This is a genomic window from Microcoleus sp. FACHB-1515 (genome assembly GCF_014696105.1).
GTDB lineage: Bacteria > Cyanobacteriota > Cyanobacteriia > Elainellales > Elainellaceae > JAAUTJ01.
In genome coordinates this window covers 24138-41591 of the sequence record NZ_JACJPO010000017.1, presented here as the reverse complement: position 1 = coordinate 41591, position 17454 = coordinate 24138, and the positions used below count along the sequence as shown (strand labels likewise).

General features: G+C 51.7%; 16 protein-coding genes. 7 read left to right on the top strand and 9 right to left on the bottom strand.

Annotated features, from left to right (window positions below; all coding sequences use genetic code 11):
* The first annotated feature begins 19 nt into the window (after positions 1 to 19).
* Positions 20 to 460, top strand: coding sequence for a hypothetical protein (locus H6F67_RS04490; RefSeq protein WP_190763758.1), 441 nt, complete (start codon positions 20 to 22; stop codon positions 458 to 460).
* 88 nt (positions 461 to 548) lie between these two features.
* The gene (locus H6F67_RS04485; RefSeq protein ID WP_206753886.1) at positions 549 to 965 is read left to right on the top strand and encodes a hypothetical protein; all 417 of its coding nucleotides are present in this window, start codon (positions 549 to 551) and stop codon (positions 963 to 965) included.
* Between the two features lie 80 nt (positions 966 to 1045).
* Here the strand turns inward: H6F67_RS04485 and H6F67_RS04480 are convergent, their stop codons facing one another.
* Positions 1046 to 1828 (bottom strand): hypothetical protein, encoded by a 783-nt coding sequence (locus tag H6F67_RS04480; RefSeq protein WP_190763754.1) that lies wholly within the window; start codon positions 1826 to 1828, stop codon positions 1046 to 1048.
* A 248-nt stretch (positions 1829 to 2076) separates the two neighbouring features.
* On the opposite strand from H6F67_RS04480, the gene H6F67_RS04475 reads away from it, so the two are divergent.
* Entirely contained in the window at positions 2077 to 4728 is a 2652-nt protein-coding gene (locus H6F67_RS04475; protein WP_190763752.1) for an RNA helicase, read from the top strand.
* Between the two features lie 106 nt (positions 4729 to 4834).
* Positions 4835 to 6607, top strand: a complete 1773-nt coding sequence (locus H6F67_RS04470; protein WP_190763751.1) for an AAA family ATPase — start codon at positions 4835 to 4837, stop codon at positions 6605 to 6607.
* 1 nt (position 6608) lies between these two features.
* Here H6F67_RS04470 and H6F67_RS04465 read toward each other — a convergent pair whose 3' ends face one another.
* The gene (locus tag H6F67_RS04465) at positions 6609 to 7004 is read right to left on the bottom strand and encodes a Fur family transcriptional regulator (protein WP_190763749.1); all 396 of its coding nucleotides are present in this window, start codon (positions 7002 to 7004) and stop codon (positions 6609 to 6611) included.
* Positions 7005 to 7065: 61 nt separating this feature from the next.
* On the opposite strand from H6F67_RS04465, the gene purS reads away from it, so the two are divergent.
* Positions 7066 to 7395, top strand: a complete 330-nt coding sequence (purS, locus tag H6F67_RS04460) for a phosphoribosylformylglycinamidine synthase subunit PurS (RefSeq protein ID WP_190763746.1) — start codon at positions 7066 to 7068, stop codon at positions 7393 to 7395.
* Positions 7392 to 8090 (top strand): phosphoribosylformylglycinamidine synthase subunit PurQ, encoded by a 699-nt coding sequence (purQ, locus tag H6F67_RS04455; protein ID WP_190763744.1) that lies wholly within the window; start codon positions 7392 to 7394, stop codon positions 8088 to 8090. The genes purS and purQ overlap by 4 nt, the downstream gene beginning before the upstream one ends.
* 98 nt (positions 8091 to 8188) lie before the next feature.
* Here purQ and H6F67_RS04450 read toward each other — a convergent pair whose 3' ends face one another.
* Entirely contained in the window at positions 8189 to 8488 is a 300-nt protein-coding gene (locus H6F67_RS04450; RefSeq protein WP_190763742.1) for a DUF2103 domain-containing protein, read from the bottom strand.
* 291 nt (positions 8489 to 8779) lie between these two features.
* Here H6F67_RS04450 and H6F67_RS04445 point away from each other — a divergent pair, with 291 nt between their 5' ends.
* A complete protein-coding gene (locus tag H6F67_RS04445; protein ID WP_190763740.1) occupies positions 8780 to 9118 on the top strand; it encodes an RNA-binding protein in 339 nt (112 codons plus the stop codon).
* A 119-nt stretch (positions 9119 to 9237) separates the two neighbouring features.
* Here H6F67_RS04445 and H6F67_RS04440 read toward each other — a convergent pair whose 3' ends face one another.
* The 6 genes from H6F67_RS04440 to H6F67_RS04415 all read right to left on the bottom strand — a co-directional run bounded on the left by H6F67_RS04440 (position 9238) and on the right by H6F67_RS04415 (position 17314).
* Positions 9238 to 11067, bottom strand: coding sequence for an ABC transporter ATP-binding protein (locus H6F67_RS04440; RefSeq protein WP_190763738.1), 1830 nt, complete (start codon positions 11065 to 11067; stop codon positions 9238 to 9240).
* A gap of 391 nt (positions 11068 to 11458) precedes the next feature.
* Positions 11459 to 12538 (bottom strand): iron-containing redox enzyme family protein, encoded by a 1080-nt coding sequence (locus H6F67_RS04435; protein WP_190763736.1) that lies wholly within the window; start codon positions 12536 to 12538, stop codon positions 11459 to 11461.
* A 246-nt stretch (positions 12539 to 12784) separates the two neighbouring features.
* Positions 12785 to 14206, bottom strand: coding sequence for an oligosaccharide flippase family protein (locus tag H6F67_RS04430; protein WP_277874557.1), 1422 nt, complete (start codon positions 14204 to 14206; stop codon positions 12785 to 12787).
* A 129-nt stretch (positions 14207 to 14335) separates the two neighbouring features.
* Positions 14336 to 15325 carry a glycosyltransferase family A protein gene (locus tag H6F67_RS04425; RefSeq protein WP_190763733.1) on the bottom strand — a complete coding sequence of 330 codons (990 nt, stop codon included), beginning with the start codon at positions 15323 to 15325 and terminating at the stop codon, positions 14336 to 14338.
* Positions 15326 to 15346: 21 nt separating this feature from the next.
* Entirely contained in the window at positions 15347 to 16327 is a 981-nt protein-coding gene (locus tag H6F67_RS04420) for a glycosyltransferase family A protein (RefSeq protein ID WP_190763731.1), read from the bottom strand.
* A 30-nt stretch (positions 16328 to 16357) separates the two neighbouring features.
* Entirely contained in the window at positions 16358 to 17314 is a 957-nt protein-coding gene (locus tag H6F67_RS04415) for a hypothetical protein (RefSeq protein WP_190763729.1), read from the bottom strand.
* Between the last annotated feature and the right edge of the window lie 140 nt (positions 17315 to 17454).

The window sequence follows — 17454 nt, the reverse complement described above, 5'->3', positions numbered from 1 at the left end:
TATCCCAACAGAAATTGCAATGCACGATCGAATCATTCCCACGCTATTTCTGAGCCTCAGCACATTGGCAATTGCCCCGTTTATTGTGCCTGCAATTGCCTACCAGCAGTTTGCCAATCGCGATCGAGTAGACGCAACCATTCACTTTTCCTCGCACAATTCTCCGGCTGCCGGAAGACCCAGTGCAACGCAATTTTTATTAACTGAAAAGAACGACCAACCTGTTTCACTTGCAAACTGCAACTGTCAAATCAGCGTGCGCGACTTTCGCGATCGCGTCATCCTCCACAATCTGCCGCTGAGCAGCAGCACACGTGAAGGCAAAGCAGCGATCGCCACAGAACTAACCTTTCCAACTTCCGGTTCTTATACCGTTGTTCTCTCTGGTCAAACCCAAAGCAGCGAACCATTTGAACTTCGCTTTCCCGTCACAGCGATTGACGCCAAACCAACTTATTAAGCACAACTGCTTCGCGCCGATCGCACAATTCGATCGCAACTTCAATCAGGGACATCACCACTTTTAGCTCTTTCAAATGGTGATGCCAGTGAAGATAACGACTGCCGTACAAACTGAAATTAGCGATTTGCAAAATGCGCGATCGCAGTTCAAGCAAACGCTGCGACGCAAAATTCAAATCGCCCTCTGGACAGCTCAAACCTTGCCCGCTGAGGCTTGTCTTTGCGAAATCAGAAACCAACTGATTGCCATTCAGAATTACTGCGATCGCCATCAGAAGAAATTTATTTTTGTTGAGGAACTAATTTCCTGCAATCAGTTTGATTTGGGTGGAAGCGATCGCCAGCTTGCCACACTGTTTCGCGGTCCTAGCGAAGATGCATCCGTCGCCATCTGCGTCACGGAAAAAGGCTCACTGCTGCATCGAAATAGCTGCCCTTGGATTGTCTACCGAAACACAGGAGACATCGCCCGATTTCCGACAGCAACGTTCTGCTTACTCTAGACTGCTCCTATCAATGCTAATTCTTTCCACAGGCGATCGAGATAACGATCGTCTGTGGAAGATGGAAGTGGAGTTCTTAATCAAAAATCAAACCGTTCAGCATAAACTAACCGAGTGGCCGATCGCAATTCAAACAGCAAAAATTCTTCCATCACGCTCCACAAAAACGCCCGCAGCGTCTTACGGCGCGACTCGATCGGAATTTCATACTCAAACGCAGAATCGCAAGGCTTGAGCTTCGCCAAATGATTTTCGCAGCCGCAGCCATGCTCAATAAAAAATCCATGTCGGCTCGAAATACTGTCAATCAAACGCCGCAGCATTGACACATAGCCGCCGTGCAAAATCGCATCAAACTGACGAGCGATCGCCAAATCCTGCTCGCTAAACCGAAACGATCGCACTTCAAACAAATTTGCTCGCTCCAGCGGATGCAAAAATGTCCAGTAGAATGTCGCAGGCACATCGTAACCCAACCGATCAAAAAGCTCGCTGACAATCGCAACCAGGGCGAGGCGATCGTCCGTTTGGTCAAGCTGTTGAGCGCGATCGCGGATTACCTGAAAATCCGGGTAATTTTCGGGCAAAAACATTTCGCCAAAATGACTCACTGCTTCCCAAGCCAGTTTGCCGTTGCCTTCTCGATATGCTTCCTGCAAATGTTCGCTGTCCGATCGCTCCAAAAATAGCGTACATCCGCCGCGATTTTTTGCCAGAAATACCTGCGCCATTGCCGTGTAAACTTGCGGCTCGGTCAGCCAGTTTGCCGTTGCGATTCGCTGCCAGCTTGACGGCATTTGATCGAGCGGAACCGCAGGCTCACCGTGAATCGTCGTCAGCGTTGAAAAGAGCGTAGTTGACATCAAAAACTCCGGTAGATTAGGGCGATCGTCAGTCGATCAAAATCAACTGAGCTTCGTAATTTTATGCAGATTTATCTTCTAGGAGCAAATCATCATTAAAGCCGCTTTCGAGTCAATAACGCTTGTCAGCAGTTTTCCCGAACGCGATCGCCCCCCGCCTACAGCGCGTAAACAACCGGGAAAATGGCACAATCATAAGCAGCATCGTAAAATATAATTTTTTCTCCGTTTTGTGCAGCGATTAGACTGTGACTTTTTCCCCTCCGATCGAACTCGACTTCAATACGCTGTTTCCGTTTGCGCTCGATGAGTTTCAGCGGCAGGCGATCGCCGCCCTCGATGCCGGAAAATCCGTTGTCGTTTGTGCCCCGACCGGATCGGGCAAAACCTTGATCGGCGAATATGCGATCTATCAGGCATTGCGGCGCGGTCGGCGCGTCTTCTACACCACGCCGCTCAAAGCGTTGTCCAACCAGAAATTGCGCGACTTTCGCGATCGCTTCGGAGCCGAACAGGTCGGACTCCTGACCGGAGATGTCTCGATTAACCGCGATGCGCCAATTCTGGTGATGACGACCGAAATTTTCCGCAACATGCTTTACGGCACACCGATCGGTGAAGTCGGCACGTCGCTGATTGGCGTCGAAGCTGTTGTGCTGGACGAGTGCCACTACATGAACGATCGACAGCGCGGCACGGTTTGGGAAGAGTCGATCATCTACTGTCCGCCGGATGTGCAGCTTGTCGCCCTTTCCGCCACCGTCGCCAACAGCGATCAACTGACTGACTGGCTGAATGAAGTTCACGGCGCGACTGAGTTGATTTATTCGGAGCATCGATCGGTTCCGCTCCAGTTTCACTTCGGCACGGGAAAAGGCTTGCTGCCCCTGCTCAACCCGAACGGCAAAGGCATCCATCCCAGTCTGAAGCAGAAAAAAGGCATGAAAGGCGGCGCACCCAAGCAGGAAACCGCCACCTTGCCGTTCATCATCAGCCAGCTTCAGCAGCGGAACATGCTGCCCGCGATCTATTTCATCTTCAGCCGCAAAGGATGCGACAACGCCGTCCAGGAACTCGATAAGTTCTCGCTGGTGAACGATCGCGAAGCCGCCCAACTGAAAAAACAAATTGACGACTTTCTCGATCGCAATCCCGAAGCCGGACGCAGCGGCCACGTCGCCTCGCTCTATCGTGGCATCGCCGCCCACCACGCCGGAGTTTTGCCCGCCTGGAAAGTGCTGATCGAAGAATTGTTTCAGCAGGGCTTGATCAAAGTCGTGTTCGCAACCGAAACGCTGGCAGCGGGAATCAACATGCCTGCCCGGACGACCGTAATTTCGAGTTTGTCCAAACGCACCGATCGCGGCCATCGCCTGCTCACTCCTTCGGAATTTCTGCAAATGGCCGGACGAGCCGGACGGCGCGGCATGGACGACTTGGGGCATGTCGTCACGCTGCAATCGCGCTTTGAAGGATCGCGCGAAGCCGGATATCTCGCCACCTCCAAGCCCGATCCGCTGGTGAGCCAGTTTACGCCCAGCTACGGCATGGTGCTGAATTTGCTGCAAACCCATTCGATCGAAGAAGCGCAAGAGCTTGTCGAACGCAGCTTTGGGCAATACCTTTCCAGCCTGAAATGGCGACCGCAGCGCGAAGAAATCGATCGCCTGAAAATGGAAATTCGCCATCACCAAGCGCAGATCAACACGATCGATCCCGAACTGCTCGCCAGCTTCGAGAAACTGCAAGGCCGCACCAAAGAAGCTCGCCGCTTGCTGAAAATTCTGCAAGAGCAAGCCCTCGAACTGGCCGCACACGATTTGGCATCCTCACTGCAATTTGCTGTAGCGGGAACTGTCCTGAGTTTGAAGGGCAAATATGTTCCGACTGCAACGCCGCTGCTCGCCGTCCTCGTCGCAAAAGCTCCGGGCGCAGGTCAGTTTCCCTACCTCACCTGCCTCAGTCAAGACAACCGTTGGCGCGTCGTCAGCGTCAGCGATGTGGTCGGTCTTCATTCCGAAGTGCCGCGCCTCGCTGCGGTCGATGATCTCGCACCACCGATCGATCTGATTGTCAAACCCGGACAACTTCGCAGCGGTGACGATCGCACCGCCGAAATCGCCGCGCAAATTCCGCTAGTCGCCTTCAACAGCGCTCCAGAAGTGCGAGAGCAGCAAGCCTTGGTCGATCAGCTTGAGTCCGAACTTGCCAGCCATCCCGCTCAGTCTTGGGGCAACCCCAACAATCTGCTCAAGCGTCGCGCCAGAGTGCAACAGCTTCAGGTGGAACTGCACGATCGCCAGTACAAACTAGAGCAGCGATCGCACCAATACTGGCAAGAATTCCTGAATTTAATGCGAATTTTGCAGCACTTCGGCTGTCTCAACGACGTGGAACCCACTCCGCTCGGCGAAGTTGCAGCCGCCGTCCGAGGCGATAACGAACTGTGGCTTGGCCTCTGCTTGGCATCCGGTGAACTCGATCACCTCGACCCGCATGAACTGGTATCCGCGATCGCTGCCCTCGTCACCGAAGTCTCGCGCCCCGATAGCTGGACGAGATACGATCGCTCTCCTGCCGTTGAAGACGCGCTCTCTGGGCTGCGCGGCATTCGTCGCCAGCTTTTCCAACTGCAACGCCGCTATCAGGTCGCTCTTCCCGTTTGGCTGGAAGTAGACTGGATTGCCCTTGTCGAGCAGTGGGCGCTTGGTGTTGAGTGGCCGGAACTTTGTGCCAACACCAGCCTGGACGAAGGCGACATCGTGCGAATTTTACGGCGAACGCTTGATTTCCTCTCGCAAGTGCCGCACGTCCCACACCTCAACGAAGACCTTCGGCGCAACGCCAAACGAGCAATGCAGCTTATCGATCGCTTCCCGATCAACGAAACCGTCGATTAATTTTTGCAACGTGGTTCGGGAAGTGCGATCGCCCACTTCGGCTTCCACCCCTCTGCCCCTGAAGCAACCTCGTAAATTGAGGATGTAGGGTTGGGGCGAACGCAACATGGACAATTTTCTCAGAGATTTTGAAGAATTTTTTGATCAAGCTTCCGATGAATTTTTAGCCTTTGTGCGAGAAATCGAAGGTCGATCGGAGCCAAATCAGTTTAGAACTGAAGTTCGCCGCCTTGCCCCGCCGACTCGCCCCGCTCCGGTTCCACCACCGCAGCCCGTCGAAAGCCAGCCCGATCGATCGCCCGCCGTCAGCCTCGATGAAATCGGCGGACTGTCCGAAGTGCTGCGCGAACTGCGCGAACTGGTCGAACTGCCGCTGAAGCGTCCTGATCTCCTGAAAATGCTGGGCTTGGAACCGACATCCGGCGTTCTTCTTGTGGGGCCACCGGGAACCGGAAAAACTCTGACCGCACGCGCCCTGGCGCAAGCATTAGACGTGAACTACATTGCGATCGTCGGTCCCGAAATTATCGGTAAATTCTATGGGGAAGCCGAATCCCGCCTGCGGCAACTCTTCCAAAAAGCCGCTCGCTCCGCACCCTGCATCGTGTTCATCGATGAGATTGACAGTCTCGCCCCCGATCGCGCCAAAGTCGATGGCGAAGTTGAAAAGCGCGTCGTCGCCCAACTGCTGAGCTTGATGGACGGTTTCGCCCGCACCAAAGGCGTAGTCGTCCTCGCGGCCACGAATAGCCCCGACCACCTTGATCCCGCCCTGCGGCGTCCCGGCAGATTCGATCGCGAAATTCAGTTCCGCGTCCCCGATCGACCTGGACGACTCGACATCCTCCGCATCCTGACGCAGGCGATGCCGCTCGATCGCACAGTGGATTTGGACGCGATCGCAGATCGATCGGTCGGCATGGTCGGCGCAGATCTCAAAGCGCTCTGCCAAAAAGCCGCCTACACCGCCCTGCGGCGACTGATGCCAACGCTGGATGCCCCGATTCCCCAAACGGCAACCGTCACACAAGCCGATTTCTTAGAAGCGCTCAAGATCATTCGCCCTTCGGTGTTGCGATCGGTCGAAATTGAATCGCCAAATGTCACTTGGGAATCGATCGGCGGCCTCGAATCGATCAAGCAAACCTTGCAGGAATCCGTCGAAGGCGCCCTGCTCTACCCAGAACTCTATCAGCACACCAAAGCCAAAGCGCCACGCGGCATTCTGCTCTGGGGGCCACCGGGAACCGGAAAAACCCTGCTCGCCAAAGCCGTCGCCGCCCAAGCTCGCGCCAACTTCATCGCCGTCAACGGGCCAGAACTGCTCAGCAAATGGGTCGGTGCATCCGAACAAGCCGTGCGCGAACTGTTCACGAAAGCAAGACAGGCCGCGCCCTGCGTGATTTTCATGGACGAAATTGATTCGCTCGCTCCCGCTCGTGGCAGCTACCAGAGCGATTCGGGCGTGGGCGATCGCGTCGTCGGCCAACTCCTGACGGAACTTGACGGCCTGCAAGAGTGCCCCAACGTTTTGCTGATTGGCGCAACCAATCGCCCCGACGCGCTCGATCCGGCTCTGCTGCGATCGGGTCGGCTGGACATCCAACTGAAAATCGATTTGCCCGATCGATCGAGCCGCCTCTCAATCCTGCAAGTTCACAACCACGATCGCCCCCTGTCCGATGTTGACCTCGCAGCTTGGGCAGACCAGACGGAAGGCTGGAACGGTGCAGACTTGGCGCTGTTGAGCAATCAGGCGGCGATCGAAGCGATCCGCCTCTATCGACGTGAAGGCGGCAGCGACCCGACTGCCCTCCGCATCACAACTGCCGATTTCACGACTGCCTATCAGCAGCTTGTCGAACAGCGGAGCGGTTAAGTCAGGCACTCGTTTGGGCAAGCTGGCAGGCGGCACAGAGGCCAAAAAACTCCAGCGTGTGATAGTAAATTTTGAACTGATGGGATTGGTGAAGCTGATGTTCCAATTCGTGAACCGGACATTCATCGATCGGCATTGACAGCCCGCACTGCACACAGGTGAGGTGATGACGGTCTTCCTTGACGGAACTGTAAAGCGACTCGCCCGATGCCAGCGTCCGCACCTGCACTGCCCCTTCCAGCTTCAGCGCTTCCAAAGCACGATAAACCGTCGCCAGCCCCATGCCCTGCTCACGATTTCGCAACTCAATGTAGAGATCCTGCGCGGAAATGGCGCGATCGAGGTCTTTGAGCAGGCTAAGAACCCGCTCTTGGCTGCGGGTACGTTCGGCTTTCATGGCGAGTTCTTTAGGATTCCTTCAATTTTACTGCGGAACTCGATCGACCGGAATTGTCGCGATGTCCGGTCGGACAGTCAGCTACAATAGGGGGCGATGTCTCGATCGCGTCCTTGTGAACACCTACCAGGCTCAAATCTACGTGACGCTGCGGCCTTCCGTGCTTGATCCGGCAGGAACCGCCGTCCAGTCCGGCCTCGCCCACATGGGTTATGACAACGTAGAGCAAGTTCGCATCGGCAAATATATCGAACTGAAGCTGACGGCAGCAGACGAAGCCGCCGCCCGATCGCAGCTTGATCAAGTGTGCGATCGCCTGCTTGCCAATCCCGTCATCGAAAACTATCGCTTTGACCTCACAGAAATTCCGGCTACGGTAGGAGCAGCATGAAATTTGGTGTCGTTGTTTTCCCTGGCTCCAACTGCGATCGCGATGCCGCAATGGTCGTGCGCGATCTGCTCAATCAGCCGACGCGCATGGTCTGGCACGAAGATTCTGATCTTGACGACCTTGACGTAATCATTTTGCCGGGCGGCTTCAGCTACGGCGACTATCTGCGCTGCGGCGCGATCGCCCGCTTCTCCCCAGCATTGCAGGCCACGATCGCTCACGCTCAGCAGGGCAAACTCGTGTTGGGTGTCTGCAATGGCTTTCAGGTTTTAACCGAATCCGGCTTGCTGCCTGGAGCCTTGATGCGAAACCGCGACCTGCATTTTGTGTGCGATCGCGTGTCGCTCCGAGTCGATCGCACCGATCTTCCCTGGACGCAAAACTATCAAACAGGTCAAGTCATTACGCTGCCGATCGCGCACGGCGAAGGCTGCTATTACGCCGATCCGGACACGCTCAAGCGGCTTGAAGACAATCGCCAAATCGTGTTTCGCTACTGCACCCAGTCGGGCGAAACTACGGAAAGCGCCAACCCAAACGGCTCGCTGCAAAACATCGCTGGAATTTGCAACGCGCAGGGCAACGTGTTGGGCATGATGCCGCACCCCGAACGCGCAGCCGATTCAACTTTGGGCTGTACGGATGGCCTGCAACTGTTTGAAAGCGTACTGACGCAAATGCTGACGATCGTTTAGGGCAAATGCATCATGAATTACCGCAATTTTTCAGCTCATCGGTTTAGTTTTGATGCGATCGATCGCAACTCGCCACAATCTTCACGCCAGATAAAAGTTTAAGCTTTGCGATTCATTGCTCGATCGATCGCCGCTTCCAATTCAACTTGATCAAGGCTGGTGAGAATAAACACTTCCTGTACGGTTTTTCCATGCCGAGCAATTGCCTTGAATCCGCCTCGAATCGGTACAGAAACTTTTAGTTTCAAGCTGGGGCAATGGGCGCGAACTTTGCCGATCACCGCAGGCGTAATCGTTGAAATTCCCGGCTGTTCACATAGCCGTTCGAGAATGCGAATTAAGCCAGGGATATGCGTGGAATGCGTGAGAACCACACGACCGCGATCGGAAGAAGCCATAGTGAAGTTTCTTGACGCCTCGATCGCGCCTACATAGAATTTAACAACTTGGAAAAAGCGGAACGGGCGATCGATTAATCACCTGCTAGCTCTAGTTTAGAGCCTGTGATCGATCGGTGTTGAAAATTCAATTCTGTCCACGAATCTTGACGCTTCAAGCTTGCATATTTTCAGTTTCGATCGTTTGTGTGTTAGGGTTAAAGCTGAGTATTAAGTTCGGCTGACAGGTTTGTTTTTTCGACAGGCATTGCTCCGGCTCAATCTCGCAACAATTTGATTTGGAGTTTTTCCGTGTCGATTTACGTAGGTAATTTGTCCTTCAAGGTTACGCAAGAAGACGTGAGCAACGTGTTTGCCGAATACGGAACGGTCAAGCGCGTGCAGCTTCCGACCGATCGGGAAACAGGTCGGATGCGCGGCTTCGGGTTTGTGGAAATGTCCACTGACGATGAGGAAAACGCAGCGATCGAAGCGCTCGATGGTGCTGAGTGGATGGGACGCAGCCTCAAAGTCAACAAAGCTAAACCCCGCGAAGATCGTGGCGGTGGCGGTGGTGGCGATCGTCGCTCGTTCAGCAACGGCGGCGGTGGCGGTGGCTGGGGTGGTGCCCGCAGCGATCGTCGCTACTAAGCTTGAGCAGCGAGTTGATAAATGTGGCAGTGGGTGATTCGTAGCCCCGCTGCTTTGTTGTGAGAATGGGAGAGCAGAATTTTAGATCTGCTCTCCTTTTGTGTGACCATTCCCGCTTTCTAGCGCACGGGCAGTTCACCGTAGGTTGAAGCTTGCAGGCTAAACATTCGTTCGTACAGTCCGCCCTGCGCCATCAGTTCGTCATGGCTACCCATCTCGACAATCCGACCTTTTTCAAGCACAACGATTCGATCGGCCATTCGCACTGTCGAAAAGCGGTGACTGACCAAAAACGTCATTTTGCCCCGTGTCAATCGGCGAAAGCGCTGAAACAAGTCGTATTCGGCGATCGCATCCAACGCCGCTGTCGGCTCATCCAAAATCAAAATTTGGGCAGGCGTCATGAATGCTCGCGCCAAACCGATCTTTTGCCACTGCCCGCCCGACAGTTCTGCTCCACGCGGAAACAGCTTGCCCAACATCGTTTCATATCCTGCATCCAGCTTGGCGATAATCTCATGTGCACCTGCTTCGATCGCCGCCTTTTCAATTCGAGCTTGATTGCGATATTCGCGCAGATCGCCAAAGCCAATATTGTCCTGCACGCTGAGGTGATAGCGGGCAAAATCTTGAAAAATGACGCCAACATTCCGCCGCAATTCCATCAGGTCAAATTGCTCGATGGGAATGCCGTCGATCGTAATCTCACCCGAATCAATGTCATAAAAGCGCGTCAATAGCTTCAACAGCGTGGTTTTTCCAGCTCCATTTACCCCAACCAGCGCAATGCTTTCATCTGGCCGCACAGTGAGATTGAGATTTCGCAGCGTCGGTTTGCTCGCACCCGGATAGGTAAAGGTCACGTCGCGCAAAACGAGTCCGCGCTCGATCGGCATGGGAAACGCGATCGCCTCCGGCGGACTGACGATCTGCGGCTTGAGGTTCAAAAATTCAAAAAACTGCGAAATGTAAAGATTGAACTCATACGCCAATGCCACGTTGAGCAAAATGCCTTGAATTACGTTTTGCGACTGCTGAAACGCACCCGAATACATCGTCAGTTGACCCAAACTGATGTGTCCCTGCACGGTCTGCACGATCGCCCAAGCATAAGCGGCATAGAAACCCAAATTTGCCGCTAAGCTAGCACCAAAGCGAATCGAAGTTTGCTGTGCAGCCAGCCTGCTCGACTCATCGTTAAAGCTCGATCGAATCGATCGCCACTGGCTCAGCAAATGATCGCTCAGGTTGAACAAGCGCACTTCTTTGACAAAGTTTTCGTTCGTCAAAACTCTTTGCAAATAATCGGCAAATCGTCCGCTCTGCGTTTGCTTACGCAGCATCCAAAATCGCCGCCCTGAAAAGCGCACGCTCACCCAAAACGCCGGAATTGAGGTGAGCATCAGCAGCATAAAAATCGCGGGATTAAAGCTCACCAGCAGAATCATCAGGCCGCTGAATGTAATGGTTTGACCCGCCAACGTACTGAGCGTTGATAGCACTTTCACAGGATAAGTGCTGCCGCTTTGCTGAGCGCGAGTGAGAATATCGTAAAACTCTGGCAGTTCATAGTGCGCCAAATCTAGCCGCACGGCTTGCTGAAGCATGACATCGTTGGCGTGCAGCGTAAAGCGATCGTTCAACACCTGCGACACAAACGTATTCGCCTGATTCAGTCCGCCCTGCGTCAGCGTCAGCCCCAGTCCCAGTCCCAACCAGACTAAAAGCGGTTGCCAGTCAAGATTTGGCTGATTGATGCTGTGAACGACGCGATCGACAATCTGCTTGCTTACATAAAGCTGCACAACCGGAATCACTGAACCCAGCAGCGTCACCGCCAGCGACAGCAATAGCCAGCGTGGGGAAGCCGACCAAACCAGCCGAATCAGGCGCGGCGTGTTCGTCAACATTTCCCAGATGCGAGTTTGTCTCAAAGCTTGAATTGTCATAAGTAAAGTGCTACGACGCGATCGCCTTGAATTCCGGCGACAAGCGATCGACTCCAAGGAAATGATGTGTTGCTCAATACAGATGCTAAATCGGTTCCATAGCATCGAGGCGATCGATCGCTAGCAGTTTATCGATTCCTCTTGCTCAGAACTCTGTTGACTTAAGTTTTCCCAATTTCACTTAAAAATGGCGCTAGTTGAGGTAATGCCGCTTGAATGAGCACACGGGTCGGATGTGTATAAGATGCACGCCTTAACTGAACTATAAAAAAATCCCCTAGCATCATGCAGACAAACGCTAGAGGATTTCACAAGATTTTACGGATGAGTTCACTGAAGCGATCGATCGCAGCTATTTTGAGCAACTGCACTTCAGCGACTCAATGACCTGTTAAAGCGACTGACCGCTAGTAGCAGCCCGAATCGAACGCACAACCGCAGCACTGGCGCGATCGCCGAGTTGTTTCTCCTGGTCGTATCCCAGCACAATTTCCCAAGCATCTTGCGGATAGCGATCGACCAGCGGCAGCGTCACATCATCCATCATCCAGCGTCCGTGCCGCTCATCTTCGCGAATGTGCAAATCCCAATAGCCCGATGCCGTCTTCGACAAGTTAAGCCGCTCTGCTGCCGCTAGATAGTTCCGGTAGGCAGCAGGGCCAGCCACTTCAAAATAGGCCAGTCCGCCGTTGTAGCGCAGGAAATGCCGCTTGCACTCGGTCAACAAAAAGTTGTGGTTGATTCCGGCTAGAACCTGCCAGGGAACGATGTCAAAATATGCTTCCGGCTCAGTGTGCAGATTCAACTCTTCCATCATCTGCGCGAAAAAGGTTGAGTGCTTGCGAGCCAACCGTCCGCCGCCATACTCTTCCATCAGCACTCGGACAAGCGTGCATTGAATTTCATTCGCCGCACCGCCCAAAATGCGCGAAAGGCGGCTGGCTTCAACCAGTCCATCAAAAGACGCGATCGCCAGCAAATGCCGATAGCCCTCCAGCGGCATTTCCTCGCGCATATAGCGGCTGTCTTCGGTCAAGGCCGGATCGAGATCGGCAGCCGCCCGATCGCGCAACGCTTGTTTTACCTTTTCGGGCGAAGCGATCGCCTTCAAAGCGGCAACATCCATCTGAGCCAGTTCCCACTGCTGCCAAGGCGTTTCGATGCGTTCGCGCACCTGCATCAGGTAAGGCGATCGTTCGTTCGTGTAGTGACGCAAATCGTCATACCAAAACAGCTTCAGGCGATTAATTCGATATAGAACGCGCTGAAGAAATCGGTGCGCCGCTTCGTCGCCTTGACCTTCAGTTAAATAAGTTGCGGTTAGAGCCTGCTCGATCGCAGCTTCAAACTCATCGGCAAGATGCGGTTGCGCTCGTAGCTGCTGATCAAGATTCTCAAGTTCTAGAAGCGTAACGAACTGCTCTTCGGCTGATGCGTAGGCGTTGGCAGTTGGGGCGATCGTCGTTTGCATGAGAAAAACGGTAATTCGGTAAACAGATTAAAGTGGTTGGCATTACCTGGTAACACCAACTACTTTCCAGTCTTAGCCAAATTTAAGAAGAATGCGCCTTTCGCTTGATAGAGACTGGCGTGAGATTCTTCTAGCTGCCTGGATCTGAAAACCGCATGTTCTAGCAGGCGATCGCACCCTCCTTGCACTTCAAATTACCCTATAGTGTTAGGTTCGACGACCCTGACCGATGACTACTGGTTAAAGTTAAGCTTCTGCTTTTGCACCGCGCGATCGAATCACCGACCAAATTTCAAGAATTACTTTTCTGGTGCTAGGAATGAATAGCAAAGTGCTGTAGCTGCCAACCAACACTCCAAAGCTCAGAGCGATCGGCAGATAATTGCCTGCGACCAAAGCGGGAACGGCGGCAGCAGTAAACCAAAGCGCCTGACTGTAATCTATAGATCCATATAAAGTGGTTAAAGCGCGGTGAACCAGCCAATAGCTAGGCAAGGCAAGAATCTCTGCAATCCCATATCCCCAAAGCCCAAAGGATGGAATCAGCAGGATGCAGCCCAGCCAAAGCAACACAATATACACAAAGTTTCGCCAAGCAACTTCCAGGTTTTTTCCAATTGCATTTAGTGCTGAATTATGCAAATCAAAGGTTGATTTAACCATCATTGCAAAGGCAATCAAAGGAAAAATCTTAGAGCTAAGCAGCCATTCTGATCCAAAGACTAATGGAACAATCCAGCCAGCGGCGCAAGCAAAAATTGCACAGGTGAAACCAACAATGATTGCTTGATAAGCCATACCGTAGCTAATTGCTTTCTTGATAGAGTAGGCATCGTCAACTAGCTTAGACATGATGCTAATTGACATTCTGCGTAGAACGAGTCGTAGGGTCGATACCTGCTCTACCAGGCGAATTGCAATACTAATAATTCCTGCCGCTTCGAGTCCAGCAAATCGAGTCACGATTAAAGGTACAGTGAGAACTCTAAGAGAAGCGATCCAGTCGGCACTGGCGAAAGCTAAGCCGTATCGCAGTGCTGGCCGAACGGCTGACCAGTTCCATCTCCATTGGAAGGGGATGGGGTGAAGCCGACGGGCAGCGATCGCCAGCACCGCAGCTTGAGTGACTAGCCCTGCGATCGGTGCCCAATAGCTCCACTGCATAAACACTAGTGGAACGGTCACAATGTAGTTGGAGATTTGCGATATTGTCTCAATCACGCCAATTTGTGCAAATCCCAGATCGCGTTCTTGGCGGCTGATTGACACACTTGCTACTGCTTCTAGCCAAAGCGGTATGGGCAACCAGCGAATAATGGCAGTCACCTCGGAATGTCCAGTCCACCAGCCGAAAGCAGGAGCAGCCAGCCAGCAGAGAAGGCAGGTCGCTAGCCCAGTCGTGTTGAAAAATGCCAAGATTTGCTGAAAGGTATTTTCCTGCAAATCCGGCTGGCGAATCAGATAGGTCGGTAGTCCAAATTTACCAAGCCAACTGAAGAAATAGTAAAGTCCTAAAACAACCGAAACGATTCCGTAATCTTTTGGACCTAAGATGCGGGCAACAACTAGTACGCTAACAAGAGACAAAGCAGTGATAAGAATCTGCTTGATTGCGAGATAAACCCCTCCTTGAAGAAGGTTTTGTTTGTGCTGTTTGTTAATCTTCATTCAACTTGGGGTGCTTTTCGTTTTGTCGCATCATTCTGTAGCAGGTCAAAATCCCACGCATCATCCTCAAACTCTTAACTTGTTGCCACAAGCTAGCAGTAAAAGATAATAGATTTGCAAAATCGACATTTACTGCTTTACCGTTTGTGCCTTGAACTGGATACGCCGACGAACTGCGTATAGCAGCTCCAACGCTTTGTCGTACCGTTCGGAGCCAAACCACTGCACAAAAGTAATTGCAGCACTCAAGCGTAGGTGTTCTTTTGAGAATCGGAGGCGGGGGCAATGGTAGAAGGCTTGGGCGAGAAGCGCTTTTGCGGTCTCATAGTCTCGGTTTTGAATTTGCAGTGGCTTCCAAGCCAACCGCAAGTAGACACGACCATAGCTTTGACTTCTCAATTTCTCTAGCTCTGCGGCAGTCAGATTTGGAGCCGAGTTAAAAGCCTTTTCTAAAACAATTAGAGAACTGCGCTCCATTGCTTGCCAGTTTTTAGAGGCACTATTCGCGTGTTGACGATAGTAGACTAATGCCTCTTTTACAACATCAAAGCGATAGCGAGAGGCGATTCTCAGCCACATATCTTTATCTTCAACGAAAGATCCTAGATTGCGATCGAAAACGCCTTCTGTGACAAAGCATTTGAGTCGCACCATTGGCGTACTACCGCACTCAACAATGTTGTGGTCAAGCAAGGTTTTCCACACATATCCTTGGGCGTTGTTCTTGAGAATTCTCCCTCTGCTTTGGCCTGCTTGATCAATTGAAGCAACCCAGGTATAAACTAGCCCAACATCTGGGTCTTGCTCAAGAAGCTGCACCTGTTTTTCGAGCTTTGTGGGTGCCCAAAGATCATCTGCATCCAGAAATGCAACATACTCGCCCTGAGCATGAGCAATTCCAGTGTTGCGTGCTCCGCTCAGTCCTTGATTCTCTTGCGAAATCAGTTTGACGCGTGGATCGCTCAGTTGAGCCGCCCACTGTTGAATATTGTCTTTGCTGCCATCATCAACGATGATCACTTCATAGTCTACAAACGTTTGATTGAGAGCGCTTGCTAGGGTTTCGGGCAGATAACCCATTGCGTTGTATGCAGGAATGACAACAGAAACTTTTGGCACTAACAAAATCCTCCTACAGCTTTATTTAGATGCGGTACTCAAAAATCTTTGACGTAGCAGGTAGAGCAAGGACAGCAATCGATCGTACTGAGAAGCACCAAGACGTTGAATGATCGCGATCGTAATGATCAAACGAGCGTAGCTTTTAGAGAAACGCAGCTTTGGATTATGTTGAAGCGCCTGTTTGCAATAGCGGATGGCCGCTTGATAATCTCTGCTGCGGCTTTTGATCGCATACCAGGAAAGAAGAAGATACCTAGAACCATACGCTTGACGCTTGAGTGTTTCTAGTTCATGCCGATCGATATCGGAGGGCGGTGAAGCAAAAGCTCTCTCCAAGGGAACAAAAGCAGAACGTTCCATGACCAGCAGATTTTTGGAGAGGCTGTTGTCCAATATGCGATATTGAGTTAGCGGCTCTCGCACGACTGCAAATGAATAATGTGGAGCCATGCGAAGCCACATATCGTGGTCTTCAGCACTTCGCAGCGCTACATCAAATAATCCAACTGTCTCAAAGCAATGACGACGCACCATCGGTGTACTGCCATTGGCAACAAAATTCTGCTTAATCAGTTCTGTCCAAACGTTTCCTTCCGCGTTGCTCCTCAGCACTCTACCTAGCGGTTTACTGTGCTGATCGATTAAGTCTGACCAAGTGTAAACTAGCCCAACATCTGGGTCTTGCTCAAGAAGCTGCACCTGTTTTTCGAGCTTTGTGGGTGCCCAAAGATCATCTGCATCCAGAAATGCAACATACTCGCCCTGAGCATGAGCAATTCCAGTGTTGCGTGCTCCGCTCAGTCCTTGATTCTCTTGCGAAATCAGTTTGACGCGTGGATCGCTCAGTTGAGCCGCCCACTGTTGAATATTGTCTTTGCTGCCATCATCAACGATGATCACTTCATAGTCTACAAACGTTTGATTGAGAGCGCTTGCTAGGGTTTCGGGCAGATAACCCATTGCGTTGTATGCAGGAATGACAACAGAAACTTTTGGCACTAACAAAATCCTCCGAATGTGTGGAACGATCTAGCTTTTAACAAAGCCTTTACCATTGATTTCATAGCCCACCACATTCGTGAAGTAAGCAAGAGTTTCCGAGTGGCGATCGTACATGTGAATGACTGGGATCAGGTTTTTGTTTTCTTTGTAAAACACCCCGTCCAAATCAGTCTTGAAGTGATCTACAACGTGTGGTTCTGAGATCGTTAAAATCGGCCCTTCTTTGTTGTCGTGTACTTGAATTGTTACACCATTAAACCTGCCCTCATAGAACAGCTTGTTGAACACCGTTTGATCGACGCGACCAAATGGGCACTTTAAGGTATCCTCACACAATGAATCAACCAGCGTTTTTACGCCCTGAAAATCTCCCATGATAGTGCCGAGGCAAAGGGCGGGCTTACCATTGACTTTAGCAAGCTCTTGTGAACCGTACAGTTCTTGATACCAGCGAGTATCAACTTCAGCAACACCATAGATTTGATCTTGTTCAAACAGATGCAAGCTTGCTTCACCCAAATGCTCAAAAAACGGTGCCTGAAATGAAACATCTCTAACATCTGAGATTAAAATTCGCTTGTAGTTTTGGCGCACTTTTAGAAAATCTTGGTAGCTCATCCAGCGCACAAACAATGGATGGTGCCAAAGCCGCAGCAGCAGTGGGTAGAGTTCATAGAAAATAGCTCGCAATGAAGGAATCCGTTGCGTAGTTTCTGCAAGCCACTTCGACAGATAAACCAGCGCTTGATACAGCAATTTTGCAAATTTGTTGATTTTGAAGCTGAAGCTGTTTGGTGTGTGAACAAACTCGATCGCGTATTGTTGTGCCAACTGATTCAGCTTGTCATCGACTCGATTAGTGATGATGACCAAATCGCACTGCTGAGGCGAATAAACACTCCGCAGCGTCTTGGCGAACACTTCAAGGCGAACGGGATCAAGATTAGTAGCAAACCCCATCACTAAATAGTCAGCAGTACTCATAGCTACGCTTAGGCTCCTTTTTTACAACTTCCTAATCTCTTCGCTAGTTCTAACATGACTTTCAATGCTGTTCTACTCAAGATCAGCAGCTTCATCATCTCATCATAATTTCTACAGAAATGTGTAGTGACTAGAAACTT

Coding starts and splice junctions, on each gene's coding strand:
- H6F67_RS04490 (WP_190763758.1), top strand. CDS start 20: ATGCACGATCGAATCATTCCCACGCTATTTCTGAGCCTCAGCACATTG.
- H6F67_RS04480 (WP_190763754.1), bottom strand. CDS start 1,828: ATGTCAACTACGCTCTTTTCAACGCTGACGACGATTCACGGTGAGCCT.
- H6F67_RS04470 (WP_190763751.1), top strand. CDS start 4,835: ATGGACAATTTTCTCAGAGATTTTGAAGAATTTTTTGATCAAGCTTCC.
- H6F67_RS04465 (WP_190763749.1), bottom strand. CDS start 7,004: ATGAAAGCCGAACGTACCCGCAGCCAAGAGCGGGTTCTTAGCCTGCTC.
- purS (WP_190763746.1), top strand. CDS start 7,066: ATGTCCGGTCGGACAGTCAGCTACAATAGGGGGCGATGTCTCGATCGC.
- purQ (WP_190763744.1), top strand. CDS start 7,392: ATGAAATTTGGTGTCGTTGTTTTCCCTGGCTCCAACTGCGATCGCGAT.
- H6F67_RS04450 (WP_190763742.1), bottom strand. CDS start 8,488: ATGGCTTCTTCCGATCGCGGTCGTGTGGTTCTCACGCATTCCACGCAT.
- H6F67_RS04440 (WP_190763738.1), bottom strand. CDS start 11,067: ATGACAATTCAAGCTTTGAGACAAACTCGCATCTGGGAAATGTTGACG.
- H6F67_RS04435 (WP_190763736.1), bottom strand. CDS start 12,538: ATGCAAACGACGATCGCCCCAACTGCCAACGCCTACGCATCAGCCGAA.
- H6F67_RS04430 (WP_277874557.1), bottom strand. CDS start 14,206: ATGAAGATTAACAAACAGCACAAACAAAACCTTCTTCAAGGAGGGGTT.
- H6F67_RS04415 (WP_190763729.1), bottom strand. CDS start 17,314: ATGAGTACTGCTGACTATTTAGTGATGGGGTTTGCTACTAATCTTGAT.